Source organism: Micromonospora phaseoli (assembly GCF_900109115.1).
GTDB lineage: Bacteria > Actinomycetota > Actinomycetes > Mycobacteriales > Micromonosporaceae > Micromonospora > Micromonospora phaseoli.
In genome coordinates this window covers 515,869-539,861 of the sequence record NZ_FNYV01000002.1, presented here as the reverse complement: position 1 = coordinate 539,861, position 23,993 = coordinate 515,869, and the positions used below count along the sequence as shown (strand labels likewise).

At 73.0% G+C, this 23,993-nt stretch carries 20 protein-coding genes and 4 riboswitches; of the genes, 15 read left to right on the top strand and 5 right to left on the bottom strand.

The window, feature by feature from the left end:
* Positions 1-8 precede the first annotated feature (8 nt).
* From BMY89_RS07205 to BMY89_RS07185, 5 genes are read left to right on the top strand one after another with little or no spacing between them, the layout of a single operon-like run.
* Entirely contained in the window at positions 9-893 is an 885-nt protein-coding gene (locus BMY89_RS07205) for an XdhC family protein (RefSeq protein WP_092376829.1), read from the top strand.
* A 2-nt stretch (positions 894-895) separates the two neighbouring features.
* Complete coding sequence (locus tag BMY89_RS07200; protein WP_092376828.1) at positions 896-1,474, top strand: nucleotidyltransferase family protein; 579 nt, start codon at positions 896-898, stop codon at positions 1,472-1,474.
* Entirely contained in the window at positions 1,471-2,340 is an 870-nt protein-coding gene (locus BMY89_RS07195) for an AAA family ATPase (RefSeq protein WP_092376825.1), read from the top strand. Before BMY89_RS07200 ends, BMY89_RS07195 begins: the two co-directional genes overlap by 4 nt.
* Positions 2,337-3,038, top strand: a complete 702-nt coding sequence (locus BMY89_RS07190; RefSeq protein WP_092376822.1) for an SRPBCC family protein — start codon at positions 2,337-2,339, stop codon at positions 3,036-3,038. The genes BMY89_RS07195 and BMY89_RS07190 overlap by 4 nt, the downstream gene beginning before the upstream one ends.
* A complete protein-coding gene (locus BMY89_RS07185) occupies positions 3,035-4,267 on the top strand; it encodes a vWA domain-containing protein (RefSeq protein ID WP_092376819.1) in 1,233 nt (410 codons plus the stop codon). Before BMY89_RS07190 ends, BMY89_RS07185 begins: the two co-directional genes overlap by 4 nt.
* On the opposite strand, the gene BMY89_RS07180 is transcribed toward BMY89_RS07185, so the two are convergent.
* Positions 4,192-5,148, bottom strand: a complete 957-nt coding sequence (locus tag BMY89_RS07180; protein ID WP_092377528.1) for a LysR family transcriptional regulator — start codon at positions 5,146-5,148, stop codon at positions 4,192-4,194. The genes BMY89_RS07185 and BMY89_RS07180 overlap by 76 nt on opposite strands.
* Before the next feature lie 176 nt (positions 5,149-5,324).
* A riboswitch (cobalamin riboswitch) is annotated at positions 5,325-5,530 on the top strand.
* 146 nt (positions 5,531-5,676) lie between these two features.
* Here BMY89_RS07180 and BMY89_RS07175 point away from each other — a divergent pair.
* The 10 genes from BMY89_RS07175 (at position 5,677) to BMY89_RS07130 (ending at position 20,193) form a co-directional block, all read left to right on the top strand.
* Positions 5,677-8,049 carry a ribonucleoside-diphosphate reductase subunit alpha gene (locus tag BMY89_RS07175; protein WP_175510326.1) on the top strand — a complete coding sequence of 791 codons (2,373 nt, stop codon included), beginning with the start codon at positions 5,677-5,679 and terminating at the stop codon, positions 8,047-8,049.
* Positions 8,040-9,095, top strand: a complete 1,056-nt coding sequence (locus tag BMY89_RS07170; protein WP_175510318.1) for a ribonucleotide-diphosphate reductase subunit beta — start codon at positions 8,040-8,042, stop codon at positions 9,093-9,095. The genes BMY89_RS07175 and BMY89_RS07170 overlap by 10 nt, the downstream gene beginning before the upstream one ends.
* Positions 9,096-9,221: 126 nt before the next feature.
* Positions 9,222-9,434: riboswitch (cobalamin riboswitch) on the top strand.
* A 117-nt stretch (positions 9,435-9,551) separates the two neighbouring features.
* Positions 9,552-11,801, top strand: a complete 2,250-nt coding sequence (metE, locus tag BMY89_RS07165; protein ID WP_092376813.1) for a 5-methyltetrahydropteroyltriglutamate--homocysteine S-methyltransferase — start codon at positions 9,552-9,554, stop codon at positions 11,799-11,801.
* Positions 11,802-11,917: 116 nt separating this feature from the next.
* Positions 11,918-12,040: riboswitch (cobalamin riboswitch) on the top strand.
* A gap of 102 nt (positions 12,041-12,142) precedes the next feature.
* Positions 12,143-13,186, top strand: a complete 1,044-nt coding sequence (locus tag BMY89_RS07160; protein ID WP_092376810.1) for a prenyltransferase/squalene oxidase repeat-containing protein — start codon at positions 12,143-12,145, stop codon at positions 13,184-13,186.
* A 49-nt stretch (positions 13,187-13,235) separates the two neighbouring features.
* A complete protein-coding gene (locus tag BMY89_RS07155) occupies positions 13,236-13,730 on the top strand; it encodes a hypothetical protein (protein ID WP_372433328.1) in 495 nt (164 codons plus the stop codon).
* A gap of 84 nt (positions 13,731-13,814) precedes the next feature.
* A riboswitch (cobalamin riboswitch) is annotated at positions 13,815-13,928 on the top strand.
* Positions 13,929-14,075: 147 nt separating this feature from the next.
* Complete coding sequence (locus BMY89_RS07150; RefSeq protein ID WP_092376804.1) at positions 14,076-15,542, top strand: prenyltransferase/squalene oxidase repeat-containing protein; 1,467 nt, start codon at positions 14,076-14,078, stop codon at positions 15,540-15,542.
* On the top strand, positions 15,539-16,468 hold the full coding sequence (locus tag BMY89_RS07145; protein ID WP_092376802.1) for a hypothetical protein: 930 nt from the start codon (positions 15,539-15,541) through the stop codon (positions 16,466-16,468). Before BMY89_RS07150 ends, BMY89_RS07145 begins: the two co-directional genes overlap by 4 nt.
* Positions 16,461-17,642, top strand: a complete 1,182-nt coding sequence (locus BMY89_RS07140) for a CbiQ family ECF transporter T component (protein ID WP_092377522.1) — start codon at positions 16,461-16,463, stop codon at positions 17,640-17,642. Before BMY89_RS07145 ends, BMY89_RS07140 begins: the two co-directional genes overlap by 8 nt.
* Positions 17,639-19,270, top strand: coding sequence for an ABC transporter ATP-binding protein (locus tag BMY89_RS07135; protein WP_092376799.1), 1,632 nt, complete (start codon positions 17,639-17,641; stop codon positions 19,268-19,270). Before BMY89_RS07140 ends, BMY89_RS07135 begins: the two co-directional genes overlap by 4 nt.
* The gene (locus BMY89_RS07130) at positions 19,267-20,193 is read left to right on the top strand and encodes an ECF transporter S component family protein (RefSeq protein ID WP_232521102.1); all 927 of its coding nucleotides are present in this window, start codon (positions 19,267-19,269) and stop codon (positions 20,191-20,193) included. Before BMY89_RS07135 ends, BMY89_RS07130 begins: the two co-directional genes overlap by 4 nt.
* Here the strand turns inward: BMY89_RS07130 and BMY89_RS07125 are convergent.
* From BMY89_RS07125 to BMY89_RS07110, 4 genes are all read right to left on the bottom strand, one after another.
* Entirely contained in the window at positions 20,177-20,902 is a 726-nt protein-coding gene (locus tag BMY89_RS07125) for a class I SAM-dependent methyltransferase (RefSeq protein WP_092376796.1), read from the bottom strand. The two genes, BMY89_RS07130 and BMY89_RS07125, sit on opposite strands and share 17 nt — an antisense overlap.
* 76 nt (positions 20,903-20,978) lie before the next feature.
* Complete coding sequence (locus tag BMY89_RS07120) at positions 20,979-21,845, bottom strand: ABC transporter ATP-binding protein (protein WP_092376794.1); 867 nt, start codon at positions 21,843-21,845, stop codon at positions 20,979-20,981.
* A complete protein-coding gene (locus BMY89_RS07115; RefSeq protein WP_092376791.1) occupies positions 21,842-22,828 on the bottom strand; it encodes an ABC transporter substrate-binding protein in 987 nt (328 codons plus the stop codon). Before BMY89_RS07115 ends, BMY89_RS07120 begins: the two co-directional genes overlap by 4 nt.
* Before the next feature lie 35 nt (positions 22,829-22,863).
* Positions 22,864-23,943 (bottom strand): FecCD family ABC transporter permease, encoded by a 1,080-nt coding sequence (locus tag BMY89_RS07110; RefSeq protein ID WP_170147743.1) that lies wholly within the window; start codon positions 23,941-23,943, stop codon positions 22,864-22,866.
* Between the last annotated feature and the right edge of the window lie 50 nt (positions 23,944-23,993).

The window sequence follows — 23,993 nt, the reverse complement described above, 5'->3', positions numbered from 1 at the left end:
TGGCAGCCATGGCGACGATCACCGACCGGGCTCGCGCGCTGACCGCGGCGCGCGAGCCGTTCGTCCACGCCACGGTGGTCCGCGCCCAGGAGCCGACGTCGGCGCGACCGGGTGACGCCGCGGTGATCCTCCCGGACGGGTCGATCGAGGGTTTCGTCGGCGGGGCGTGCGCGGAGAATTCGGTACGCGCGGCAGCGCTCGACGCCCTACGGGACGGGAACACCCTGCTGCTGCGGGTCCTGCCCGTTGACGCGGCCACCTTCCCCGACACCCCGGGTGCCCGGGTGGTGGTCAACCCGTGCCACTCGGGTGGCGCGATCGAGATCTTCCTTCGGCCGGTGCTGCCCGCGCTGCTGCTCGGGCTGGCCGGCAGCACACCGATCAGCGCGGCGGTGGCGCGGCTGGCGGAGTTCTGCGACTTCGACCTCGCCCCGCCCGGCGACTACCGGGGCGCGACCGCCGTCGTGGTGGCCGGACTCGGTAAGGGTGAGCAGGACGAGATCCGGGCCGCGCTGGAGGCCGGCGTGGGCTTCGTCGCGCTGGTCGCCAGCCGCAGGCGGGCCGCGGCCCTGCTCGACGAGATGGAGCTGACCGACGTCGAACGGGCCCGGATCCATTCGCCGGCCGGGTTGGACATCGGAGCGCGTACCCCGGCGGAGATCGCCCTGTCGATCATGGCCGAGGTGGTCCGGGCCGTCCGGGTCGACGGCCTGGCACCGGCGGGCGACATTGCCCCGGCGGGCGGCCCGGCCGCGTCGACGCAACGGCCGGCCGTCGACCCGGTGTGCGGGATGACCGTGCTGGTCGGACCGGAGACGCCGCACGCCCTCGTCGACGGGCAGGAGCACTGGTTCTGCTGCCCGGGTTGCCTCGCGCGTTTCACGGCGGCCTAGCCGTGTTCGTCACCGGTCTGGTGCTCGCGGCCGGGGCGTCCGTACGCCTCGGGGAAGCCAAACAGCTGCTGCCCTACCGTGGGCGTACCCTGCTCGACGCGACCCTGGACGTGGCCCGCTCGTGCGGGTTCGACCAGTTGCTCGTCACGCTGGGCGGCGCGGCCGGTCCGGTCCGCGACCGGGTGGACCTGCGCGGCGTCCAGGTCATCGAGAACCGGGACTTCAGCACCGGTTGCGGGTCGTCGATCAGCACCGCCGTGCGGGCGGTGGACCCACGCGCCGACGGGCTCGTCCTGCTGCTCGGCGACCAGCCCGGTGTACGCGCGGCCGACGTGCGGCGGGTCGCCTCGACGCGGACCGCGCTGGCGGTCTGCCGCTACCAGGACGGGCTGGGGCATCCGTTCCGGCTGGGCCGCGAGGTCTTCGCCGACCTGCACGACCTGCACGGCGACAAGGCCGTGTGGAAGCTGCTGCACTCCGGCCGCCACCCGGTGACCGAGGTGCCCGTCGACGGGCCGGTGCCGATCGACGTGGACACCCGGGCCGACTACGAACGGCTGCTCGCGGGCGAGGCGCGGTGAAGGATCCGCTGGCGCTCGCGCGCCGCCTCGACGCCGTCGACTACCTGGTCGACGACGGTCTGGCGATGGCTCTCTTCCTGGCCCTGAAGCTCGGCAAGCCGCTGCTGCTGGAAGGCGAACCCGGCGTGGGCAAGACCACCGCCGCCAAGGCTCTGGCCCGGGCACTGGACACGCCGCTGATCCGGTTGCAGTGCTACGAGGGCCTGACCGCCGGCGAGGCGCTCTACGAGTGGAACTACCAGCGGCAGTTGCTCGCGATCCGGCTCGCCGAGGCGCAGCACACCCCACTCACCGACGCCGACCTGTTCAGCGCCGAGTTCCTTCAGGAACGGCCGATCCTGCGGGCCGTACGCCATCCGGGGCCGGTGCCGCCGGTGCTGCTGATCGACGAGATCGATCGCGCCGACGACGAGTTCGAGGCGCTGCTGTTGGAGTTCCTCGGCGAGGCCGGCATCACGATTCCCGAGCTCGGCACCTACACCGCGAGCACCCCGCCGGTCGTCGTGCTCACCTCCAACCGCAGCCGTGAGCTGCACGACGCGCTGCGCCGTCGCTGCCTGTACCACTGGATCGAGTACCCGCAGCCGGGCCGGGCAGCCGAGATCGTCCGCCGGGCGGTTCCGGGCGCGGCCGAGCCGCTGATCCGTACCGCGACCGAATTCGTCGGCGGGGTGCGCGGCCTGGAGCTGGACAAGGCGCCCGGGATGGCCGAGGTCATCGACTGGGTCGCCGCGCTGTCCGTGCTGGGCGCGACCGACCTCGCCGCCGACGACGCCCGGTGGACCATCGGCGCCATCGCCAAGACCCCCGACGACCGTGCTGCCGTCGCCACCGCCCTCGGCACCCACCAGGAGAGCCAGCTATGAAGATCAGCAACGAGTTCACGGTCAACGTCCCGATCGAGCGCGCCTGGACGGTCCTCACCGACCTGGAGGGCGTCGCGCCCTGCCTGCCCGGCGCCCAGCTCACCGGCGTCGACGGCGATGTCTACCAGGGCAAGGTGAAGGTCAAGGTCGGACCGGTGGTCTCCGAGTTCGCGGGCACCGCGCGGTTCGCCGAGAAGGACCACACCCGCTACCGGGGCGTGATCGACGCAAAGGGCCGCGACGCCCGCTCGGCGGCCAACGCCGCCGCGCTGGTCACCGCCGCGCTGCGCGCGGACGGCGAGCGCACCGTGGTGAGTGTGGACACCGACCTGCGGATCTCGGGCAAGCTCGCCCAGTTCGGCAGCGGCATGATCAAGGAGGTGTCGGGCAAGCTGCTCGCCCAGTTCGCGGCCAACCTCGAGGCGAAGCTGGCCGCCGAGCAGGATGTCGCGAGCCCGCCGACCCCGCAGCCGGTGGACGCCACCGGGGTACCGGCGACGCCGCCGCCCGCCGCGACGGCCGGCACCGCGCCCGCCGTCCCGCCGTCCGTCGCCGCTGCCGGCACCGCGCCCGCCGAGACCGAGGCGTTGGATCTGCTCGGCATCGCCGGCGGTTCGATAACCAAGCGGGTCGTGCCGGTGCTCGTCGGTCTGGTGGTGGCCGGCGCGGTGATCACCTGGCTGGTCGCGCGGCGGTGACCGCCGTGCTGCGCGGCACCGATCGCGCCGCCTTCGCGGTGGCGCTCGCCGACCGGCTGCGGCACGCCGGGGTGCCCGCCGGCCTCACCCAGGTCGACGACCTGGTCCGGGCGCTCGCCGTCAACCCGCCGGTGCAGCTGTCCACGCTCTACTGGATGGCCCGGATCAGCCTGGTCCGGCGGCACGAGCACCTCGCCACCTTCGACCGGGTCTTCGCGGCGGTCTTCGCCGAGGCGCCACCGCTGCCGCTGACCCGGTCCGCCGTCCCGCCCGGTCGTCGCGACGACGTGCACGTGCCGGTGCCGTCGTCCAGCGCCGACCCGGGGCCGGGTGGCGGTCTGCCCTGGGTGACGCTGCCGCCGGCCGTCGCCGAGGCGGCGGCGTCCGAGGCCGCGCTGCGGCTGCCGGAACGGCGTCCCGCCGCGCTCGCCGGGCTCGCCGACCGGCCGTTCGAGGAGCTCGACGCCGAGCAGGTCGCCCAGCTCGGCGACGCTCTGCGGCAGGCCGTCGCGAACTGGCCGACCCGGCGCAGCCGGCGGCACGTGGTCAGCCCGACCGGCCGGCGGGTCGCGCTGCGGCCCACCATGGCCCGGGCGCGCCGCACCGGCTGGGAGCCGGTCGAGGTGGTCCGCGAGCGGCCGGTCCGCCGAGCACGCCGGGTCGTGCTGCTCTGCGACGTCAGCGAGAGCATGCGGGCACAGGCGGCGGCCTACCTGCACCTGATGCGGGCGTTCGCGACGGTCGCCGATGCCGAGGTGTTCGCGTTCGGGACCAGGTTGAGCCGGCTCACCGCCGTGCTCCGCCAGAGCTCCCCGGTCGAGGCGGTCGAGCAGGCCGGCGCGGCGGTGACCGACCGGTTCGGCGGTACCCGGATCGCCACGAACCTGCGCGCCCTGCTCGCCTCCCGGCACGGTGACGCGCTTCGTGGGGCGGTGGTGGTGATCGGCTCGGACGGTTGGGACAGCGACCCGGCGAGCGAGCTCGCCGCTGCCATGGCGCGACTGCGTCGCCGGGCGCACCGGATCGTGTGGCTGAATCCCCGGGCCGGGACGCCGGGCTTCGTGCCCCGGGTGGCGGGCATGGCCGCCGCGCTGCCCTACTGCGACGGGTTGCTGCCGGCCGCGACGTTCCAGGATCTGATGGACGCTGCCCGTCAGCTCCAGAGCGTCACGTGGACCGCCGGTCTGAAGTGGCCCGCGCTGACGCCCGCGCCGCGCATCATCGCCTGAATCGCCCGCGACGTCGAGGCGAACCGGGACAGCTCGGCGGCGGCCGACGGGGCGCTCGGATCGGTGAGCACCAGCGAGTGCCAGACGGCCTCGGACGTCGCGTGCGGCCCGTCCAGCATCAGCAGCTGGCCGCTGCGGACGTCCGGCGCGACGGTGAACGACAACGCCGGTGTGATGCCCTTGCCGCGTTTCGCCTCGCCCAGCGCGGCCGCATGGCTCTGGAAGATCTGCTGCCGATCGTCGGGTACGGCGAGCCGGCGCAGCATCGCCGGCACCGCGCCCAGGCCGGTCGCCGCCGACGGCCCGAGCAGCCAGGTCTGCTCGCGCAGTTGCGCCGCCGACGCACGCATTCCGGCCAGTGGGTGGTCCGGCCCGACGACGATCAGGAGCCGGTAGTTCATCACCGGACGACAGGCGATCGCCTTGTCCAGCACCGGCGGCTGGGGCCCGATCGCGATGTCCGCGGCCCGGTTGCGCAGCAACGTCTCGAAGGAGTCCGGGTTGCACACGCTGAGTTCGACGTCGAGGTCGGCGGCGCGCCTGGTGAACAGCTCGATCAACCCCGGTGCGGCGAGCTCGGCGAAGAGGCTGGAGGCGGCGACCCGCAGCAGCCGGCGACCACGGGCCGCGGCGTTCACCTCGACGACCGTGCGGTCCTGCAGGCCCAGCAGTTCGGTCGCCCGGCTGGCCAGTCGCAGCCCTCCGGGGGTGAAGGCCAGGCCGACGGCGGTGCGGGAGAACAGCTTGTCACCGAACTCCTTACGCAACTGTCCGATGTGCAGCGAGACGGCGGACTCGGAGACCTCGAGCTGCGTGGCGGCCTGTTTGACCGAGCCCAGCCGGACCACCGCGACGTATGCGCGCAGCTGTGCCGGGGTCATCGACGTCGACCTCTTCTCCACCCCGATCCAACGATCCGGGGTGTGGTGGCGGTGTCGTTCGATCATCCCCGTTCGGCCGCACCGCCGCCAGCCCGTGCCGAGGTACGGATGTGATGTCGATTGCACGGACACGCCGGCACAGCATCTGGGGCCTTGCGCTATCGGGTGGCCCATATATGGTGTCACCCGTAGCTGGTTCGGGCGTCCATCCAGGGCGGCCGAGGCAAGAGGGAATCCGGTGCGAGACCGGAACTGCCCCGCAGCGGTGAGTGGGAACGACCGCCGTCACACAGCACTGGGCCCCGGCCTGGGAAGCGACGGCCAGTAGGAACGCGCGAGCACGCCCACGAGTCCGAAGACCTGCCAGCTCGCCGCCCGCGCTCGCGGGCGGCGGCCGCAGGCTGCGCGGGACGGCCGACGCCATCAACCGGGTACGCGCCGTCAGACGTGGACCCGGTGGCGTTCTCCTGCGCGTCCGAGGCCCTCACCAGACGGCGCGAGGAGAGAGACGTGACGGTCGTGCAGCAGATGGCGGCGTCCGGCCCAGGTGTGTCGGAGCAGCGCCGACACGCGATGCAGGTCCGCAAACGCAGCGGCGCCACCGAGCCGGTGGACGTCAACAAGATCGTCCGTGCGGTGGAGCGGTGGGTGGCCGACCTCGACGAGGTGGACCCGCTCCGGGTGGCCACCAAGACCATCAGCGGCCTGTACGACGGCGCCACCACCGCTGAGCTGGACAAGCTCTCCATCCAGACGGCCGCCGAGTTGATCGGCGAGGAGCCGCAGTACTCGAAGCTGGCCGCCCGGCTGCTGGTCGCGTACGTGGACAAGGAGGTACGTGGGCAGCAGGTGGCGAGCTTCAGCCAGTCGATCCGGTACGCGCACGGTCTGGGGCTGATCGGGGACGACACCGCGGCGTTCGTGGCCCGTCACGCGCGCAAGCTGGACGACGCGGTCGACCTGGACGGTGACCTGCGGTTCGAGTACTTCGGCCTGCGGACGGTCGCGGATCGGTACCTGCTGCGGCATCCGGAGACCCGCCTGGTGGTGGAGACGCCGCAGTACTGGCTGCTGCGGGTCGCCTGCGGGCTGTCGCAGACGCCGGGCGAGGCGATCGGGTTCTACCGGCTGATGTCCAGCCTGGCCTATCTGCCGAGCTCACCGACGCTGTTCAACTCGGGTACCCGGCACACCCAGATGTCGTCGTGCTTCCTGGTCGACTCGCCACGCGACGAACTCGACTCGATCTACGAGCGTTACCACCAGGTGGCGAAGCTGTCGAAGTTCTCCGGCGGCATCGGCATCTCCTGGGCGCGGGTGCGGGGTCGCGGCGCGCTGATCAGGGGGACCAACGGCAGGTCGAACGGTATCGTGCCGTTCCTCAAGACGCTCGACGCGGGCGTGGCGGCGGTCAACCAGGGCGGCCGGCGCAAGGGCGCGGCCTGTGTCTACCTCGAACCCTGGCATCCGGACATCGAGGAGTTCCTGGAGCTGCGCGACAACACCGGCGAGGAGTCCCGGCGTACGCACAACCTCAACCTGGCCAACTGGATCCCGGACGAGTTCATGCGGCGGGTCGAGGCGGACGGTGACTGGTCGCTGATCGACCCGTCCGACGCGCCCGAACTGCCCGACCTGTTCGGCGACGCCTTCGACCAGGCGTACCGGGCGGCGGAGAAGAAGGCCGTCCGGACGGTCAAGGCCCGCGACCTGTACGGGCGGATGATGCGTACCCTCGCCCAGACCGGCAACGGCTGGATGACCTTCAAGGACGCCTCGAACCGGCTCTCCAACCAGACCGGCGCGCCCGGCAACACGATCCACCTCTCCAACCTGTGCACCGAGATCCTCGAGGTCAACAGCGACACCGAGACCGCCGTGTGCAACCTGGGGTCGATCAACCTGGGTGCGCACGTGAGCGCGGACGGCGTCGACTGGGACCGGCTGCGCGCGACCGTACGCACCGCGGTGGTGTTCCTCGACCGGGTGATCGACATCAACTACTACCCGGCCGAACAGGCGGCGGCGTCGAACCCGCGCTGGCGCCCGGTGGGGCTCGGGCTGATGGGCCTGCAGGACGCGCTGTTCACCCTGCGTCTGCCGTTCGACTCGGCGCCGGCGCGGGAGCTGTCGACCCGGGTGCAGGAGGAGATCTTCCTGACCGCGCTGGAGACCTCGGCCGGTCTCGCCGAGCGGTTCGGCCCGCATCCCGCGTACGCGCAGACGCGGGCCGCGAACGGTCAGTTGCATCCGGACCTCTGGGGTGCGGAGCTGACCCAGGCGCAGCGGTGGGCCGCGCTGCGCGAGGCGATCGCCGCCCACGGCCTGCGGAACTCGCTACTGGTGGCGATCGCCCCGACCGCCACCATCGCCTCGATAGCCGGCTGCTACGAGTGCATCGAGCCGCAGGTGTCGAACCTGTTCAAGCGGGAGACGATGTCCGGGGAGTTCCTCCAGGTCAACACCTACCTGGTGGGTGAGCTGAAGGCGCGCGGGCTGTGGACGGCAGCGATCCGCGAGCAGATCAAGCGGGCCGAGGGGTCGGTGCAGGGCGTCGCCGAGTTGCCGGCGGAGGTGCGGGAGCTGTTCCGTACCGCGTGGGAGCTGCCGCAGCGGGCCCTGGTGGACCTGGCCGCCGCCCGCGCGCCGTTCATCGACCAGTCGCAGTCGCTGAACCTGTTCATCAGCGCGCCGACCATCGGCAAGCTCTCCTCGATGTACCTGTACGCCTGGAAGTCCGGGCTGAAGACCACCTACTACCTGCGCTCGCGTCCCGCGACCCGCATCCAGCAGGCCACCGTCGCCCTCACCCCGGCGGTCCAGCCGATCGTCGCGGTCAGCGACGACGAGGCGTTGGCCTGCTCCGTGGAGAACCCCGAAAGCTGCGAGGCATGCCAGTGACCACTGTTCCCGGATCCCGCCCCAGCGCCACTGGCCCGCGTGAGCGGCAGATGCTGCTCGACCCCGGCATGGACCTGACCCTGCGGCCGATGCGCTATCCCCACTTCTTCGACCGCTTCCGCGACGCGATCAAGAACACCTGGACCGTCGAGGAGGTCGACCTGCACTCCGACCTGGCCGACCTGTCCCGTCTGTCGCCCGCGGAACGGCATCTGGTCGGCCGGCTGGTGGCGTTCTTCGCCACCGGTGACACCATCGTCGCCAACAACCTGGTGCTCAACCTCTACCAGCACGTCAACAGCCCGGAGGGCCGGCTCTACCTGTCCCGGCAGCTGTTCGAGGAGGCGGTGCACGTCCAGTTCTACCTCAACCTGTTGGACACCTACGTGCCCGACGAGCAGGAACGGTACGAGGCGTTCGCCGCGGTGGAGAACATCCCGTCGATCCGCCGCAAGGCCGAGTTCTGCTTCCGCTGGATCGACTCGATCTACGAGCTGCGCGAGCTGCGTACCCGGGCCGACCGGCGGGCGTTCCTGCTGAACCTGATCTGCTTCGCCGCCTGCATCGAGGGGTTGTTCTTCTACGGCGCGTTCGCCTACGTCTACTTCCTGCGGTCCCGGGGGCTGCTGCACGGTCTGGCCTCCGGCACCAACTGGGTGTTCCGCGACGAGTCGATGCACATGGCCTTCGCCTTCGACGTGGTCGACACGGTCCGCCGGGAGGAGCCCGACCTCTTCGACGACGAGGTGGCCGGTCAGGTGCGCGACATGCTCGCCGAGGCCGTCGAGTGCGAGGTGCAGTTCGCCGAGGACCTGCTCGAACAGGGTGTCTCGGGTCTCTCCCTGACGGACATGCGCGAGTATCTCCAGCACGTGGCCGATCGCCGGTTGGCGCAGCTGGACATCGCACCGCTGTACGGTTCGAAGAACCCGTTCGCCTTCATGGAGTTGCAGGACGTGCAGGAGCTGTCCAACTTCTTCGAACGGCGGGTGTCGGCGTACCAGGTCGGTGTCAGCGGCAGCGTCTCGTTCGACGACGACTTCTGAGCAGTCCCACTCCCCGTCGATCTAGGGACAATCGTCGCTAGTCGATCTCCAGCAGCGACGATAATCCCTAGATCGACGGGGATGGGTGGGGAGGGCGGGAGGGGAGGGGAGAGGGTGGGGGCGGGTAGGGTGGTGGACGGTGTTGGTTCGTCCCAGCCGTGACGGGTGGGACGTCGTAAGAGGGAACCCGGTGTGAGTCCGGGACTGCCCCGCAGCGGTGAGTGGGAACGACCGCCGTCAACGAGCACTGGGCCGCTGTGCCCGGGAAGCGACGGCCAGTAGGCGACCGGACAGGTCACGCCCACGAGTCCGAAGACCTGCCCGCGCCGCGTACACCGGTCGGTGTGCGCCGCCGACGGCCTCTCGGGAGGGTCAGGGCGGAAGCCGGCACCTCACGGGTGCTTCCTTCCCTCCGCCCTCGCGCGAGTCCTCGGCGACTTCGAGGGAGGGGACCTGTTGAGTACCGCATTCGGTCAGAGCACCGTGCTCGGCTATCCGCGCATCGGTGGCAACCGTGAACTGAAGAGGGCCGTGGAGGCCTACTGGGCCGGCGAGATCGACGCCGCGGCGTTGGACGACATTGCGGCCAGGCTGCGCGCCGAGGTGTGGCGGACGCTGCGCGACGCACGCCTGGACGCGTTGCCGTCGAACACGTTCTCCTACTACGACCACGTGCTCGACACCGCCGTCGCCGTCGGGGCGATCCCGCCGCGCTTCGCCCGGCTCGGCCTCTCCGAGCTGGACACCTACTTCGCGATGGCGCGCGGCGTGGCGAGCGAACCGGCGCTGGAGCTGACGAAGTGGTTCGACACGAACTACCACTACCTGGTTCCGGAGATCGGCCCGGACACCGCCTTCGCGGCCAACCCCGCGAAGGCGGTACGCGAGTACGCCGAGGCGCGCGAGGCGGGCGTCGAGACCCGGCCGGTGCTGGTCGGTCCGGCGACGTTGCTGCTGCTGGCCAAGTCCGCGCAGCCGGGGGCAGCGCCGTTCGACCGGCTCGGCGACCTGGTGGAGGTGTACGCCCAGATCCTGCGGGCACTCGCCGATGCCGGCGTGGCGTGGGTGCAGCTGGACGAGCCGGCCTACGTCGCCGACCGTACTCCGGCCGAGATCGCCGCGCTGCGGGAGGCGTACGACCGGCTCTGCGCCGTGCCGCGGCGGCCCAGGATCTTCGTCGCCAGCTACTTCGGAGAGCTCGGCGACGCGCTGCCCGCGCTGCTCGGCACCCCGATCGACGCCCTCGGGCTGGACCTGGTGGCCGGGCCCGGCAACCTCGCGCGCCTCGCCGGCGCGGGGCCGTTGCAGGGCAAGACGATCGTCGCCGGGCTGGTCGACGGGCGCAACGTGTGGCGTACCGACCTGCGTGCCGCGATCGCCCGGGGTGCCGCCGTGACCGGGCTCGCCGACCACGTCGCCGTGTCCACCTCCTGTTCGCTGCTGCACGTGCCGGTCGACCTGGCCGCCGAGCGCGCCCTCGAACCGGAGCTGCGTCGCCGGCTCGCCTTCGCCCGCCAGAAGGTCGACGAGGTGGTGTTGCTCAGCGAAGCCCTGCGTAACGGCACCACGCGTCTGCCGGAGCCGCTGCCGCCGGCCCCGGGTGGTTGGCGGGACGACACCGTACGCGGCCGGCTCGCCGCGCTGCGGCCGACCGACCGGCAGCGCGGGGCCTATCCGGATCGGGCCGCGGCCCAGCAGGCCCGGCTGAAGCTGCCGCCGCTGCCGACGACGACCATCGGCTCGTTCCCGCAGACCGCCGAGCTTCGCCGGGCCCGCGCCGAGCGTCGGGCCGGCCGGCTCGACGACGCCGGCTACACCGAGCGGATGCGCGCCGAGGTCGAGCAGGTGATCCGGCTGCAGGAGCGGCTGGGCCTGGACGTGCTCGTGCACGGCGAGCCGGAACGCAACGACATGGTCCAGTACTTCGGTGAGCAGCTCGACGGGTTCGCCGCCACCGAGCAGGGCTGGGTGCAGTCCTACGGTTCCCGCTGCGTACGCCCGCCGATCATCTTCGGGGATGTGGCGCGCCGGTCACCGATGACCGTCGGGTGGTCCACCTTCGCCCAGTCGTTGACGGACCGGCCGGTCAAGGGCATGCTCACCGGTCCCGTGACGATCCTGGCGTGGTCGTTCGTGCGGGTCGACCAGCCGCTCGCCGACACCGCCGACCAGGTCGCCCTGGCGCTGCGCGACGAGTGCCACGACCTGGAGGCGGCGGGCATCCGGGTCATCCAGGTCGACGAGCCGGCTCTGCGGGAGACGCTGCCGCTGCGTCGGGCCGACCGCAAGGCCTACCTGGACTGGTCCGTCGGCGCGTTCCGGCTGGCCACCAGCGGCGTCGCCGACGACACCCAGATCCACACCCACCTGTGCTACTCCGAGTTCGGCGAGGTGATCACCGCCATCGACGCCCTCGACGCCGACGTGACGAGCATCGAGGCGTCCCGGTCGAAGATGGAGGTGCTCGACGACCTGGCCGGGATCGGCTACCGCCGGGGCGTCGGGCCCGGCGTCTGGGACATCCACTCGCCCCGGGTGCCACCGCAGGCCGAGGTCGTCGACGCGCTGCGGCGGGCCGTGGCGGCGGTGCCCGCCGAGCGGCTCTGGGTCAACCCTGACTGCGGCCTCAAGACCCGCGGCTATGCCGAGGTGGAGGCGTCGTTGACCAACCTCCTCGCCGCCGCCGCGCAGGTCCGGGGCGGCTGACGTACGTGCCCGGGTGGGCCTGAACAGGGCCCACCCGGACACCGGCGGGTCACGCCGCGTGTGTGCCCGACAACGGATTGACAGTCGCCCGCGTGGCGGACAGACTGGCGCGACAACTGAACAGGCGCGCGTACGTGCGGGGGAAGTCCGGTCGAAGTCCGGCGCTGGCCCGCAACGGTGGGCCGCCGGGGAAACACCCGGTGGCGAGCCCGAATACCTGCCGTACCCGCGATTTCCGCTCCTCACCCGTCGTGGCCCACGGGTCGGAGGCCGACCGGTGACGCCCGCGCTGGGTGCCCCGGAAGGGTTCTGACGACCGCCGGGCCGGAAAGGCGCTTCCGATGGTCGTCCGCCTGAGCCGGCACCGCCTGCTCGCCCTGCTCTGCGGCGTACTCGCCGCACTCACCCTGACCACCCCCGCGATCGCCGCACCCGCCCACGCGGGTTCCGTGCGCCCGGACGCGGCCGCCGGCTGGCTGGCCCGTCAACTCGTCGACGGCGAACGCTTCGAAACGGTCTTCGACGGCGTCGCCTACCCCGACCAGGGGCTGACCCTCGACGCGGTGCTCGCCTTCGCCGCCGCCGGAGTCGCCGACGACTTCGGTGCGTCGGCGCTGGCCTGGGTCACCCGGCCGGACGTCCGGGACGGCTACGTCGGCGACGGCACCACCGAGGCGTACGCGGGCGCGACCGCCAAGCTCGCCCTCGCCGTCGCGGTGCGCGGCGGCGACCCCGCCGACGTCGGCGGCGTCGACCTGATCAGCCGGCTGCGTTCCCTCCAGTCGCCCGACGGCCGGTTCACCGACCGGTCCGCCTGGGGCGACTACAGCAACGCGTTCAGCCAGTCCTTCGCGATCCTCGCGCTGGACCGGACCGCGCAGGGCGTACCGGCGGGTGCCGCCGGATGGCTGGCCGGCACGCGGTGCCCCGACGGCGGTTACCCGCTGCTGCCGGCCCAGCCGGTCTGCGTCTCCGATGTGGACGCCACGGCCGTGGTGGTGCAGGCGCTGCGGGCCGCCGGCCGGGCGGGCGCCGCCGCCGCCGGCCTGCGCTGGCTGGTCTCCGTGCAGCGGGCCGACGGCGGCTTCGCCAGCCCGGACGGGGTGGCGAACGCGAACAGCACCGGACTCGCCGCACAGGCGCTGCGCGCCGGTGGCCGGCCGTTGGCCTGGGCGCGGGCCCGGGTCTTCCTCGGCGGCCTGCAGGTCGGCTGCGGTGGGTCGGCAGCCGACCGGGGCGCGGTCGACTTCGACGGCGGGGCGTTCGACCCGGCCACCGCCCCCCGGGCCACCGCGCAGGCCGTGCTCGGCCTGACCGGCCTCGGGTACGCCGAGCTGTCCTCGGTCGGGGCGACGCCGACGGCTCCGGTACCCGGCTGCCCCTGATCAGCCGAACCATCCTGACCAAACCGGAATCCCGTCCCACCCCGAAGGAGTGCCCATGTCCCGTGCTCAGATCTCCGTCCGAAGGTGGTTCGCCGGCCTGCTGGCCGTGGCCGTCGTCGCGGCTGGCCTGATCGTTGTCGAACCGTCCCCACGGGCCGCCCAGGCCGCTGCCTGCACCGGCACGTCCGGCGTGACGGTGGTGGTCGACTACGGCCCGCTCGGCGGTGGAGTGCAGGTGGCCTGCGCTCTCGGCGACCCGGCCACCGGTCTGGCCGCCCTGCAGGGTGCCGGCTTCACGGTGACCGGCACCCAACGGTGGGGGCTTGCCTTCGTCTGCCGGATCAACGGGCAGCCGACCGCCGCATCGGACCCGTGCATCAACACCCCGCCGGCCAGCGCCTACTGGTCGTACTGGCACGCGTCCGGCAGCGGTGCCGCCTGGAGTTACAGCACCCTGGGTGCGGGCAGCTACAACCCGGCGCCGGGCACGGTCGAGGGCTGGTCCTTCGGCTCCGGTGCCGCACCCGGTATCACCGCGCCCTGACCTGCCGGTACGCTGCGCGAGCCGTTGAGCATGCCGGGTGTCGACCGTCTCGCTGGCGCCGTGAGGTGACCGGGCGGTACGGTGTCGACACCCGGCGTGCCGGGCCACAACTGAATACGTCCTGTGCGGGGGGAAGCCGGTAGAAGCCGGCGCTGACCCGCAACCGTGAGCGAGACCTGTCTCGCGAGCCGGAATGCCCCAAACAGGACGAGCGGCTTCCACTGTCGAGGTCTACAGGGTGGAGTCCGGGCAACCGAGGTACGCCGACGGTCGCGGTCACGCGCCGACGTCGTCCCACCGGTGCCTTCCGGAGCTTTCACCGACCGCTCTGCGAAAGGCACCCTCATGCCCCCGTCCTCTCTCCGACGCATCGGCGCCGGTCTCGGCGTCGCCACCGCCACGGCGCTCGCCATCGTCGCCGCCACCCCCCTCGGTGGGGTGGCCGCACCCTCCCCGACCCACACCGCCGCCGCCCGCGACGCCGCGACCTGGCTCGCCGGCGAGTACGCCGACGGCGTGCTGCCCGGGCCGTTCGGCGGCGAGGACTGGGGGCTCACCATCGACGGTGTGCTCGCCCTCGCGGCCACCGGCGTGGCCGCGCCGACCCGCCAGGAGGCGACCACCCGGATCGCGGCGAACGTGCGCGCCTACAACAGCTACGACCAGTGGGGCATCGAGGGGTTCACCGACGGTGGAGCCACCGCGAAGCTGCTCTTCGTCGCGACGGCCGTCGGCGTGGACCCCACCGACTTCGGCGGCTGGGACCTGCGCACCGAGACCCTGGATCTGGTCGCCGGCGCGGACACCGGCCACCAGCAGGGCCGAATCACCAGCCGGACCACCGAGCAGTCCGGTCCCGACCCGAGCAACACCTTCGACCAGTCCTTCACCGTGCTGGGCCTGGCCCGCAGCGGCGGCGTGCCGCAGGCCACCGTCGACTTCCTCGTCCGGCAGCAGTGCGCGGCCGGTGGCTTCCGGCTCTACCCGGACGCCCCCGGCGGACCGTCGCCGTCCTGCGACGCCGAGTCCGACGCCACGCTCGACGTCGACTCGACCGCCATGGCCGTGCAGGCGTTGCTGGCCGCCGCGGACGCCGACGCCCTCGGCGCGGCCGACGCCGCCGGTCGCGGCGCGGAGTGGCTGGCGGCGCAGCAACGCGCCGACGGCTCGTTCGGCGGTTCCGGGCCGACCAGCGGCGCGAACTCCAACAGCACCGGCCTGGCCGGGCAGGCCCTCGCCGCCGCCGGCCGCGACACCGAGGCGGAGCGGGCCGCGCAGGCCCTGGCCGACCTGCAGCTCACGGCCAGCACCGGCGGGGCTGCGGCCGGCGACGCCGGTGCCATCGCCTACCACACCGAGGCGTTCACCGAGGCCGTGCAGGAGGGCATCGCCGACAACTTCCGGGACCAGTGGCGTCGGGCCACCGCCCAGGCGTTGCTCGGCCTGGCCCAGGTGCCGCTGGGTCGGATCGGCCTCGACCCGCCGCCGTCGGGCCAACCCACACCGTCGGCGACCACGTCGCCCACGCCGACCGCTTCGCCCACCCCGACCGCCACCCCCACGGTGTCCAGCTCCCCGACCGGATCACCCGCGCCGACCGGGTCGCCCACCGGCAGCGCCACGCCGAGCGCCTCCGCGAGCGGTACGCCCACCGAGCCGCCCGTGACTCCCACCCCGCCCGCCACCAGCCCCGCAGCCGGTGGATACCTGCCGACCACCGGCGCGGCGCTCGTGACCTACCTGCTCACCGCGCTGCTGCTGGTCGGTGGGGGAGCCGTGCTGCTGGTGCTCGGACGCCGGCGGGCGACATGACCGCTGCGGGGGCCCGGACCGTCCTCGTTCTCGCCCTGGTCGGCGCCGGTGTCCTCGTCGGGCCGGTGCCGGCCACGGCGGCCGGCAGCGCCGGCTACTGCCCGGACGCCTCCGGGGTCACCGTCGTGGTCGACTTCAAGGAACTCGGCGGCGGGACGGTCATCCGGTGCGCCCCGGGCGACCAGGCCACCGGTCTGGCGGCGTTGAAGAACGCCGGCTTCCAGATCGCCGGCACGCTGCGCTGGGGCGAGGGGTTCATCTGCCGGATCGAGGGCAAACCCGGCGCCGGCGCGGAGAACTGTGTGGACACTCCGCCGGCCAGCGCCTACTGGTCGTACTGGCACGCCCCCAACGGCGGCGCCTGGGCGTACAGCGACAAGGGCGTAACGAACCGCAAGCCGCCGGCCGGCAGCTTCGAGGGCTGGTCCTTCTCGCTGAACCGGGCCGCCAACAACGCACCCCGGCCGGCCGTGGCCCCGCACCGACCGGCGCCGCCACCGCCTCCCGCACCGACGTCGGCACCACCGCCACCGCGTCCCTCGCCGCCGCTACCTCCGCCGGTCGCGCCGCCCGTCGTCGCGCCGCCCGCGCCCGGCGGAGACGCCGCGCCCGGCGTACCCGCCGGCACCGCACCGGCCGGCACGACCGGGCCACCGGCGACCGCTGCCGGCTCGGCACCGGCCGGCAGTCCGGGTACCCCGACCCCGCCGGCGCCCAGCGCGACGGACGCCGGGGCAACCGCCGCGGCACTCGCCGCACCACCCGCCGACCCCACGGATTCGGTCCCCCCCAGCCAGGTGACCGCCGGCCGCGACACCGAGGGCCCACCGCTGGGCACCCTGGCCGGTCTGCTCCTGCTCGTGGCGCTCGCCGGCGGTGTGCTCGTCGCGGCCCGCCGTCGCCGTACCGCCGCACCGGATGACTGACCGGGTGGCGACCGGCCAGCGGGTCGCCGAGTCGGAGACCCAGGCGTGGGCCGCCGGTCGGCGCGCCTCGGCGCGGTACCCGCGCCTGCCGCGCGGCCTGCACCCGGTCGCCTGGTGGCTGTGGGCGCTGGGCCTGGCCACGGCGGCCAGCCACACCACGAATCCGCTCGCCCTGGCGATGCTGATCGCCGGCGCCGCGCTGGTGGTCGTCCGCCGTCGAGGCGACGCGCCCTGGGCGCTGGCGTTCCGGATGTACCTGGTGCTCGGCGCGGTGATCGTGGCCATGCGGATCGTCTTCCGGCTCGTCTTCGGCGGCGGTCAGGGCGACCACGTGCTGTTCCAGCTGCCGGAGATACCACTGCCGGCGGTGGCCGCCGGCATCCGGCTGTTCGGGCCGGTCGCGGTCGAACAGCTCCTCGGTGGGTTCTACGACGGGTTGCGGTTGGCGGCGATGCTGATCTGCCTCGGTGCCGCGAACGCGTTGGCCAACCCGAGGCGGCTGCTCAAGGCGGTTCCCGGAGCCCTCTACGCGGTCAGCACGGCGGTGGTGGTCGCGCTGTCGGTCGCTCCGCAACTGGTGGAGAGCGTCCTGCGGGTACGGCGGGCCCGACGGTTGCGCGGCGCGACCGGCCGCGGTCTGCGGGCGCTGCGTGGCGTCGCCCTCCCGGTGCTGGCCGACGCCCTGGACCGCTCCCTCGCGCTGGCCGCGGCGATGGACTCACGTGGGTACGGCCGCACCGCGGCGGTCCCGGCCGGACAACGCGCCCTCACCGGCGGGCTGGTGCTCGCCGGGCTCCTCGGTGTCTGCGTCGGCACCTACGGGCTGCTCGACGTCAGCGTCCCCGGTTACCTGGGTCTGCCGATGCTGTTCATCGGGCTGTCGACTGCCGTGGTCGGCATGCTGTCGGGCGGACGTCAGGTGCGGCGCAGCCGCTACCGGCCGGATCGCTGGCGCGTCGCCGAACTCGCCGTCGCCGGCTGCGGCGTGGCCACCGCGGCCGTGACGATGCTGGCCGGCTCGGTGGACCCGGTCCTCCTGTACCCGCCGGTGAGTCCACTGACCTGGCCCGAGTTGACCCCGCTGATGGTGCTCGCCGTCGTGGTCGCGGTCGCGCCGGCCTGGCTGGCACCGCCACCGAATCGCGGCAACATCCGGCCGGAGGCGTACCGATGATCGAGTTCGACCGGGTCACCGTCCACTACGCCGACAGCCGGGAGCCGTCGCTGCGGGAGGTGAACCTGCGGGTCGCGGAGGGGGAGCTGTGCCTGGTCGCCGGCCGCACCGGCGCCGGCAAGTCGACCCTGCTGCGGGCGATCAACGGACTGGTGCCGTACTTCACCGGCGGCACGCTGCACGGCACCGTCACCGTGCACGGCCGGGACACCCGCACCCACCCACCACGCGACCTCGCGGACGTCGTCGGAGTCGTCGGTCAGGACCCGCTCGCCGGCTTCGTCACCGACACCGTCGAGGAGGAGCTCGCCTACGGGATGGAGCAGCTCGCCCTGCCCGCAGCCGTGATGCGTAAGCGCGTCGAGGAGACCCTGGACCTGCTCGGCATCGCCGAACTGCGCGACCGGCCACTGCGTACCCTCTCCGGCGGCCAGCAGCAGCGGGTCGCCATCGGCGCCGTCCTCACCAGCCACCCCCAGGTGCTCGTCCTCGACGAGCCGACCTCCGCGCTGGATCCCACCGCCGCCGAGGACGTGCTGGCCGCCGTCACCCGCCTGGTACACGACCTCGGCGTCACCGTGGTGGTGGCCGAACATCGCCTGGAACGGGTCGTGCAGTACGCCGACCGGCTGGTGTACCTGGCCGGCGACGGCACCGTCGTAGACGGGGAGCCGGCCGCCGTACTCGCCGGAATCGACATCGCGCCACCGCTGGTCGAGCTGGGCCGCGTCGCCGGCTGGACACCGCTGCCACTGTCCGTACGCGACGCCCGCCGCCGGGCGGCGGACCTGCGGCGGCGGCTCGTCGACGCGGTACCGCCGCCGGCCGTGTCGTCGCCGCACGGCGCTGCGGCGCTGACCGCCCGCCGGATCGTGGTCCGCTATCCCGGTACCGTCGCGGTGGCCGGCGTCGATGTGGACCTGCACCCCGGCCGGATCGTCGCCCTGATGGGCCGCAACGGCTCCGGAAAGTCCAGCCTGCTCTGGGCGCTTCAGGGCAGCGGCCCCCGGCAGGGCGGCACGGTCACCGTCACCGGCCCGGACGGCGGCACCGATCCGAAGATGTTGCCGGCCGGTCGGGCCCGACGCCAGGTGGGGCTGGTTCCGCAGAGCCCGGGAGACCTGCTCTACCTGGAGACGGTGGACGCCGAATGCGTCCAGGCCGACCGGGAGTCCGAGGCCCCGGCCGGCACCTGCCGGGCCCTGCTCGACCAGTTGGTCCCCGGCCTGCCCGCCGACCAGCACCCCCGCGACCTGTCGGAAGGGCAGCGGCTGGCGCTGGCGCTCGCCGTCCAGCTCACCGCCGCGCCACCGGTCGTCCTGCTCGACGAGCCGACCCGGGGACTGGACTATCTGGCCAAGCGGCAGTTCACCGCGATCGTCCGGCGGCTGGCCGGCGAGGGGCGGGCGGTCGTGGTCGCCACCCACGACGTCGAACTCGTCGCCGGCCTCGCCGAGCGGGTCATCGTGATGGCCCAGGGGGAGATCGTGGCCGACGGCACCGCCGCCGAGGTCATGCTGGCCTCACCTGCGTTCGCGCCCCAGGTCGCCAAGGTCCTGGCGCCGCAGCCGTGGCTGACCGTGGCGCAGGTGACCACGGCGCTGACCAGCGTCGGGGAGCGCGCGTGACAGCGCTGCGGGTGGCGCCGCGTACCGCCGTCATCCTGGTCCTCGCCTCGGTCGCCGCGCTGGCGACCTTCGCCTGGCCGTTCCTGGTGCCCGCCCAGCCGGAGGGGATGGCCCGCACCACCGAGGCGCCGCTGGTCTTCATCGTGGTGTTGCCGGTGCTGCTGGCCGTGGTCCTGGCCGAACTCGGCTCCGGTGGCATCGACAGCAAGGCGCTGGCGATGCTGGGCGTGCTGGCCGCCGTCAACGCCGCGCTGCGTCCGCTCGGTGCCGGGACCGCCGGCATCGAGACCGTGTTCTTCCTGCTCGTGCTCGCCGGCCGGGTGTTCGGTCCCGGCTTCGGGTTCCTGCTCGGCGCGACCTCGCTGTTCGCCTCCGCCCTGCTCACCGCCGGCGTCGGCCCCTGGCTGCCGTTCCAGATGCTGGCCGCCGCCTGGGTGGGCCTCGGTGCCGGTCTGCTGCCGGCCCGGCTGCGCGGCCGAGCCGAGATCGTCGTGCTGGCCGGCTACGGCGCTGTCGCCGCCTACGCCTACGGACTGCTGATGAACCTGTGGTTCTGGCCGTTCAGCGTCGGCGCGGACACCCAGCTCTCCTACGTGGCCGGGGCTCCGGTCCTGGAGAACCTGCACCGCTTCGCGGTGTTCACCGCCGTGACCTCCACCTTCGGCTGGGACACCGGCCGTGCGGTCACCACCGCCGTCGCCATCGTGCTGGTCGGGCCGGCCGTCCTGGCCGCCCTGCGCCGGGCCGCCCGCCGGGCCGCCTTCGACGCACCGGTCACCTTCGCGACGCCGCCGCCGAGCCCGACGCCGCCGCCGAGCCCGACGCCGCCGAGCCCGACGCCGCCGACGGCGGACCTCAGCCGGCCGGCGCCGATCCCGATCACACCCGCCGTCGCGCGGGAGACGTTCAGACCCGGCCGCTGACCAGGTACTGCATCTGATGCTCGTGGTTCGGGGCGACACCGAACCGCCGGTCCAGCTCGAAGATCGAGGTCAGCGGCGTGGCCGTGACCCTGGTCAGGCCCGCCTGTTCCAGCACCGCCACGGTCTGGTCGATGGAGGTCGCGGTGGCCAGCGGCAGCGCGGCCCGGACCTCGCTGTCGTAGTGGTCGGCGAAGTTCTCCGCGGTGTTGTCGAGGCCGTGGGGGAACCAGGTGCTGTCGACCACCGCGACCGTGCCGCCGGGACGCAGCAGGCGGATCCAGTTCGCCACGGCCGTGGCCGGTTCGCGCAGCGTCCACATCAGGTAGCGGCTGACGACGGCGTCGAAGCTGGCGGCCGGAAAGTCCGGGTGCACGGCGTCGCCGCGCCGGAACCTCGGGCCGCCCGCCATCGCGGCGGCGTGCCGGTGGGCCTGCGCCAGCATGCCCTCGGCCAGGTCGATGCCGGTGACGCGATGACCGAGTCCGGCCAGCACCAGGGCGGCCTGCCCGGTGCCGGTGCCGACGTCGAGCACGTCCAGCGGCGCGGGCGGCAGGGCCTGGGCCCAGACCTCCGACCAGGCCCGCCGGTCGTCGGCGAGGCGGTCGGGACGCTGCTGGTACTCGTCATAGCTGGGCGCGCGGCCGGTCCAGTACGCGTTGATGCGGTCCTGCGCGCTGAGTTGATGATTCGCTCGCTGACGCTTGCTCATGCCGGCACTCCGCTTCGCTGCGTGCCGTCCTGAGGCACCACCGCGCTGAGTTGATGATTCGCTCGCTGACGCTTGCTCATGCCGGCACTCCGCTTCGCTGCGTGCCGTCCTGAGGCACCACCGCGCTGAGTTGATGATTCGCTCGCTGACGCTCGCTCATGCCGGCACTCCTCTCGGCGGTGCGCCGGTCGTTCGGTTGGAACAGCAGGTGGATGGCGCCGTCGAGTTCGATGCGCTGGATGCCGATGCCGTAGACGGGTTCGAGGACGTAGGGGTCGAGGACCTCGTGGGTGGTGCCGGCGGCGGCGACCCCGCCCTGACCGAGCAGCACCAGGTCGTCGCAGTAGCGGGCGGCCAGGTTCAGGTCGTGCAGCACCACGACGGAGCAGGTGTCGAGGTCGCGTACCAGCCGGAGGATCTCGTGCTGGTAGCGGATGTCGAGATGGTTGGTGGGTTCGTCGAGCAGCAGGTGGGTGGCCTGCTGGGCCAGCGCCCGGGCGATGAGCACCCGCTGGCGTTCACCGCCGGAGAGGCTGGCGAACGCCCGCGAGGCCAGCTGGGTGGCATCGACCCGGGCCAGGCAATGCGCGGCGATCTCGTGGTCGGCCTGCCCGGTGCGCTGGAAGGTGGACAGGTGCGGGCCGCGGCCCAGCAGCACCAGTTCGGCCACGGTGAGGGCGGTCTCGCCGCCGGTCTCCTGCACGACCACGGCCAGCCGGCGGGCGGCCTCCCGCGCCGGCAGGGCGGAGAGGTCGTCGCCGTCGACGGCGACCTGCCCGGTGCCGCTGCGCAGTGCGCCGTAGAGCAGTCGCAGCAGCGTGGTCTTGCCGCTGCCGTTCGGGCCGATCAGACCGAGTACGCGGCCGGGCCGCGCGGTCACGCTGACCCCGTCGATCACCAGGTTGGACCCGTAGCGCCAGGAGACCCTCGTCGCTTGGATCATGCGGCGGCCCTGAACCGTTGCACGATCCGCTCCAGGCCGTCGATCGACAACGCGGTCGGCGGCTCGGTGAAGTTGAACAGCTGGGTCATCACGTTTCCGCTGCGTACGGCGTTGAGCTTCTCGGCACCGGGAAGACCGGTCAGGCCCTGCTCGACCGCGGTGGGATCGCCGTCGCCGTAGAGCAGGATCAGCACGTCGGGGTTACGGCCGAGCAGCTCCTCGACGGTGACCTCGAAGACCCGTTCCGGGGTGTCGCCGAAGACGTTGCGGAAGCCGGCCGCCTCCAGCTGGGGGTGGGCCATGCTGGCGGTGCCGTACGCGTACGTGGTGCCGCCGCCGATCGTCGGGTAGAGCACCGCTGCGGTACGTCCGGACGACGGTCCCACCTCCGACTGGATCTTCGTCATCCGTGTTCTGAGCGCGTCGACCGCGCTCGTCGCCTCGGCTTGCCGGCCGAACACCCTGCCGTACGTCTCCAGTTGGGCGTAGATGTCCTCGAAGCTGGGCGTGGCCGTGTTGTCCGGGCACATGGCGGGCTCTTCGAGCAGCGGTATGTCCACGGCCGAGAGGGTGTCGCGGGAGAGGTTGTCGACCTCGCCGAGCACCAGGTCGGGCTCCTGGCTGATCACCACTTCCTTGGAGATCTGCAGGTGACCGCTGGTGTCGGTCCTGTCGGTCAGCAGCGGGATCCGGTCCAGTTCGGCGAGGGTCTCCGCGTCGTAGTACTCCTTGGGGTACTGCCCGGCGCGGGCGGTGACCCGGTCCATCACGCCGAGCGCCTGCAGGTACGGCACGGCCGCGCTCTTGAGCAGGACGATCCGCTCCGGTGCGGCGTCGAAGGTCACGTCCTCGCCGCAGTTGGTGACGGTGACCGGGTAGCCCGGGCCGGCCGCCGTCGGCCTCTCGGCGGTACCGCCGCAGGCGGCGATCAGCAGCGTGAGGGTGGACGCGGCGGCGGTGACCGCGAGGCGTGTCGCCTTCATCGTTCTCCTCGACTTCTCGGGCGGGCTCATGAGCATCAGGCGTGCAGCCGACGGATCAGGACCAGCAGGAACGGGGCGCCGAGCAGGGCGGTGATGATGCCGATCGGGATCTCCTGCGGGGCCAGCAGGACCCGGGCGAGCACGTCGGCCCAGACCAGGAGGATGGCCCCGAGTAGGGCCGCGACCGGCACCACGCGCACGTGCGGGGCCCCGACGATGCGCCGGGCGAGGTGCGGGACGACGAGGCCGACGAACCCGATGCTGCCGGCGGCGGAGACCAGCACACCGACGCTGAGGGACACCAGCACGAGCAGCCGGAGTCGGAACCGGTCGGGTGACACTCCGAGCGTCTGCGCGGTCTCGTCGCCGATGGCCAGCACGTCGAGCCGTCGGCCGACGACGGTCAGGTAGCCGATCGTGGCGCCCAGCACGACCGCGGCCACCAGCAGCAGGGCGTTCCACCGGGCCAACCCGAGGGACCCGAGGAGCCAGAACATCACCGACCGGGCACCCTCGGCGGAGCCGGAGGCGAAGATCAGGAAGCTGGTGGTGGCGTACAGCGCGTAGCCGACGGCGACCCCCGACAGGAGCAGCCGGATCGAGGTCACCCGTCCGCCGCTGCGGGCGATCAGGAAGACCAGCAGTGACGCGCCGAGCGCGCCGAGGAAGGCGCTGGTGGACAGGGCGTACTGCCCGAACCCCGCGCCGACCCCGAACAGGATCGCCGCGGCGGCACCGCTGGAGGCCCCGGAGTTGATGCCCAGCAGGTACGGGTCGGCGAGCACGTTGCGCACCATGGCCTGCAACGCCACCCCGCACGCGGCCAGCCCGGCGCCGACCAGCATGCCGAGCAGCACCCGGGGTAGCCGGACCTGCCAGACGATGGCCTCCTGCGGCGGTGTCCAGGTCACCTCGGCGGGCAGGCCGACGAGGTGGTGCCCGATGATCCGGGCCACCGTGGTCGGCGGGATGCCGACCGCCCCGGAGCCGACGGCGGCCACGCCGGTGAGGACCAGCCCGATCGTCAGCGCGAGCAGCCAGAGGCCGGTCCGGCGGCGCTGCGCCGCGACGCCGAGCAGATCCGGCCGGCTCTCGGGCCGGGCGGTGGCGGTCACCGCACCTCCATCTGCACTCACTTGGCTTTTGCAAAGTTGTGGCAAAAGCT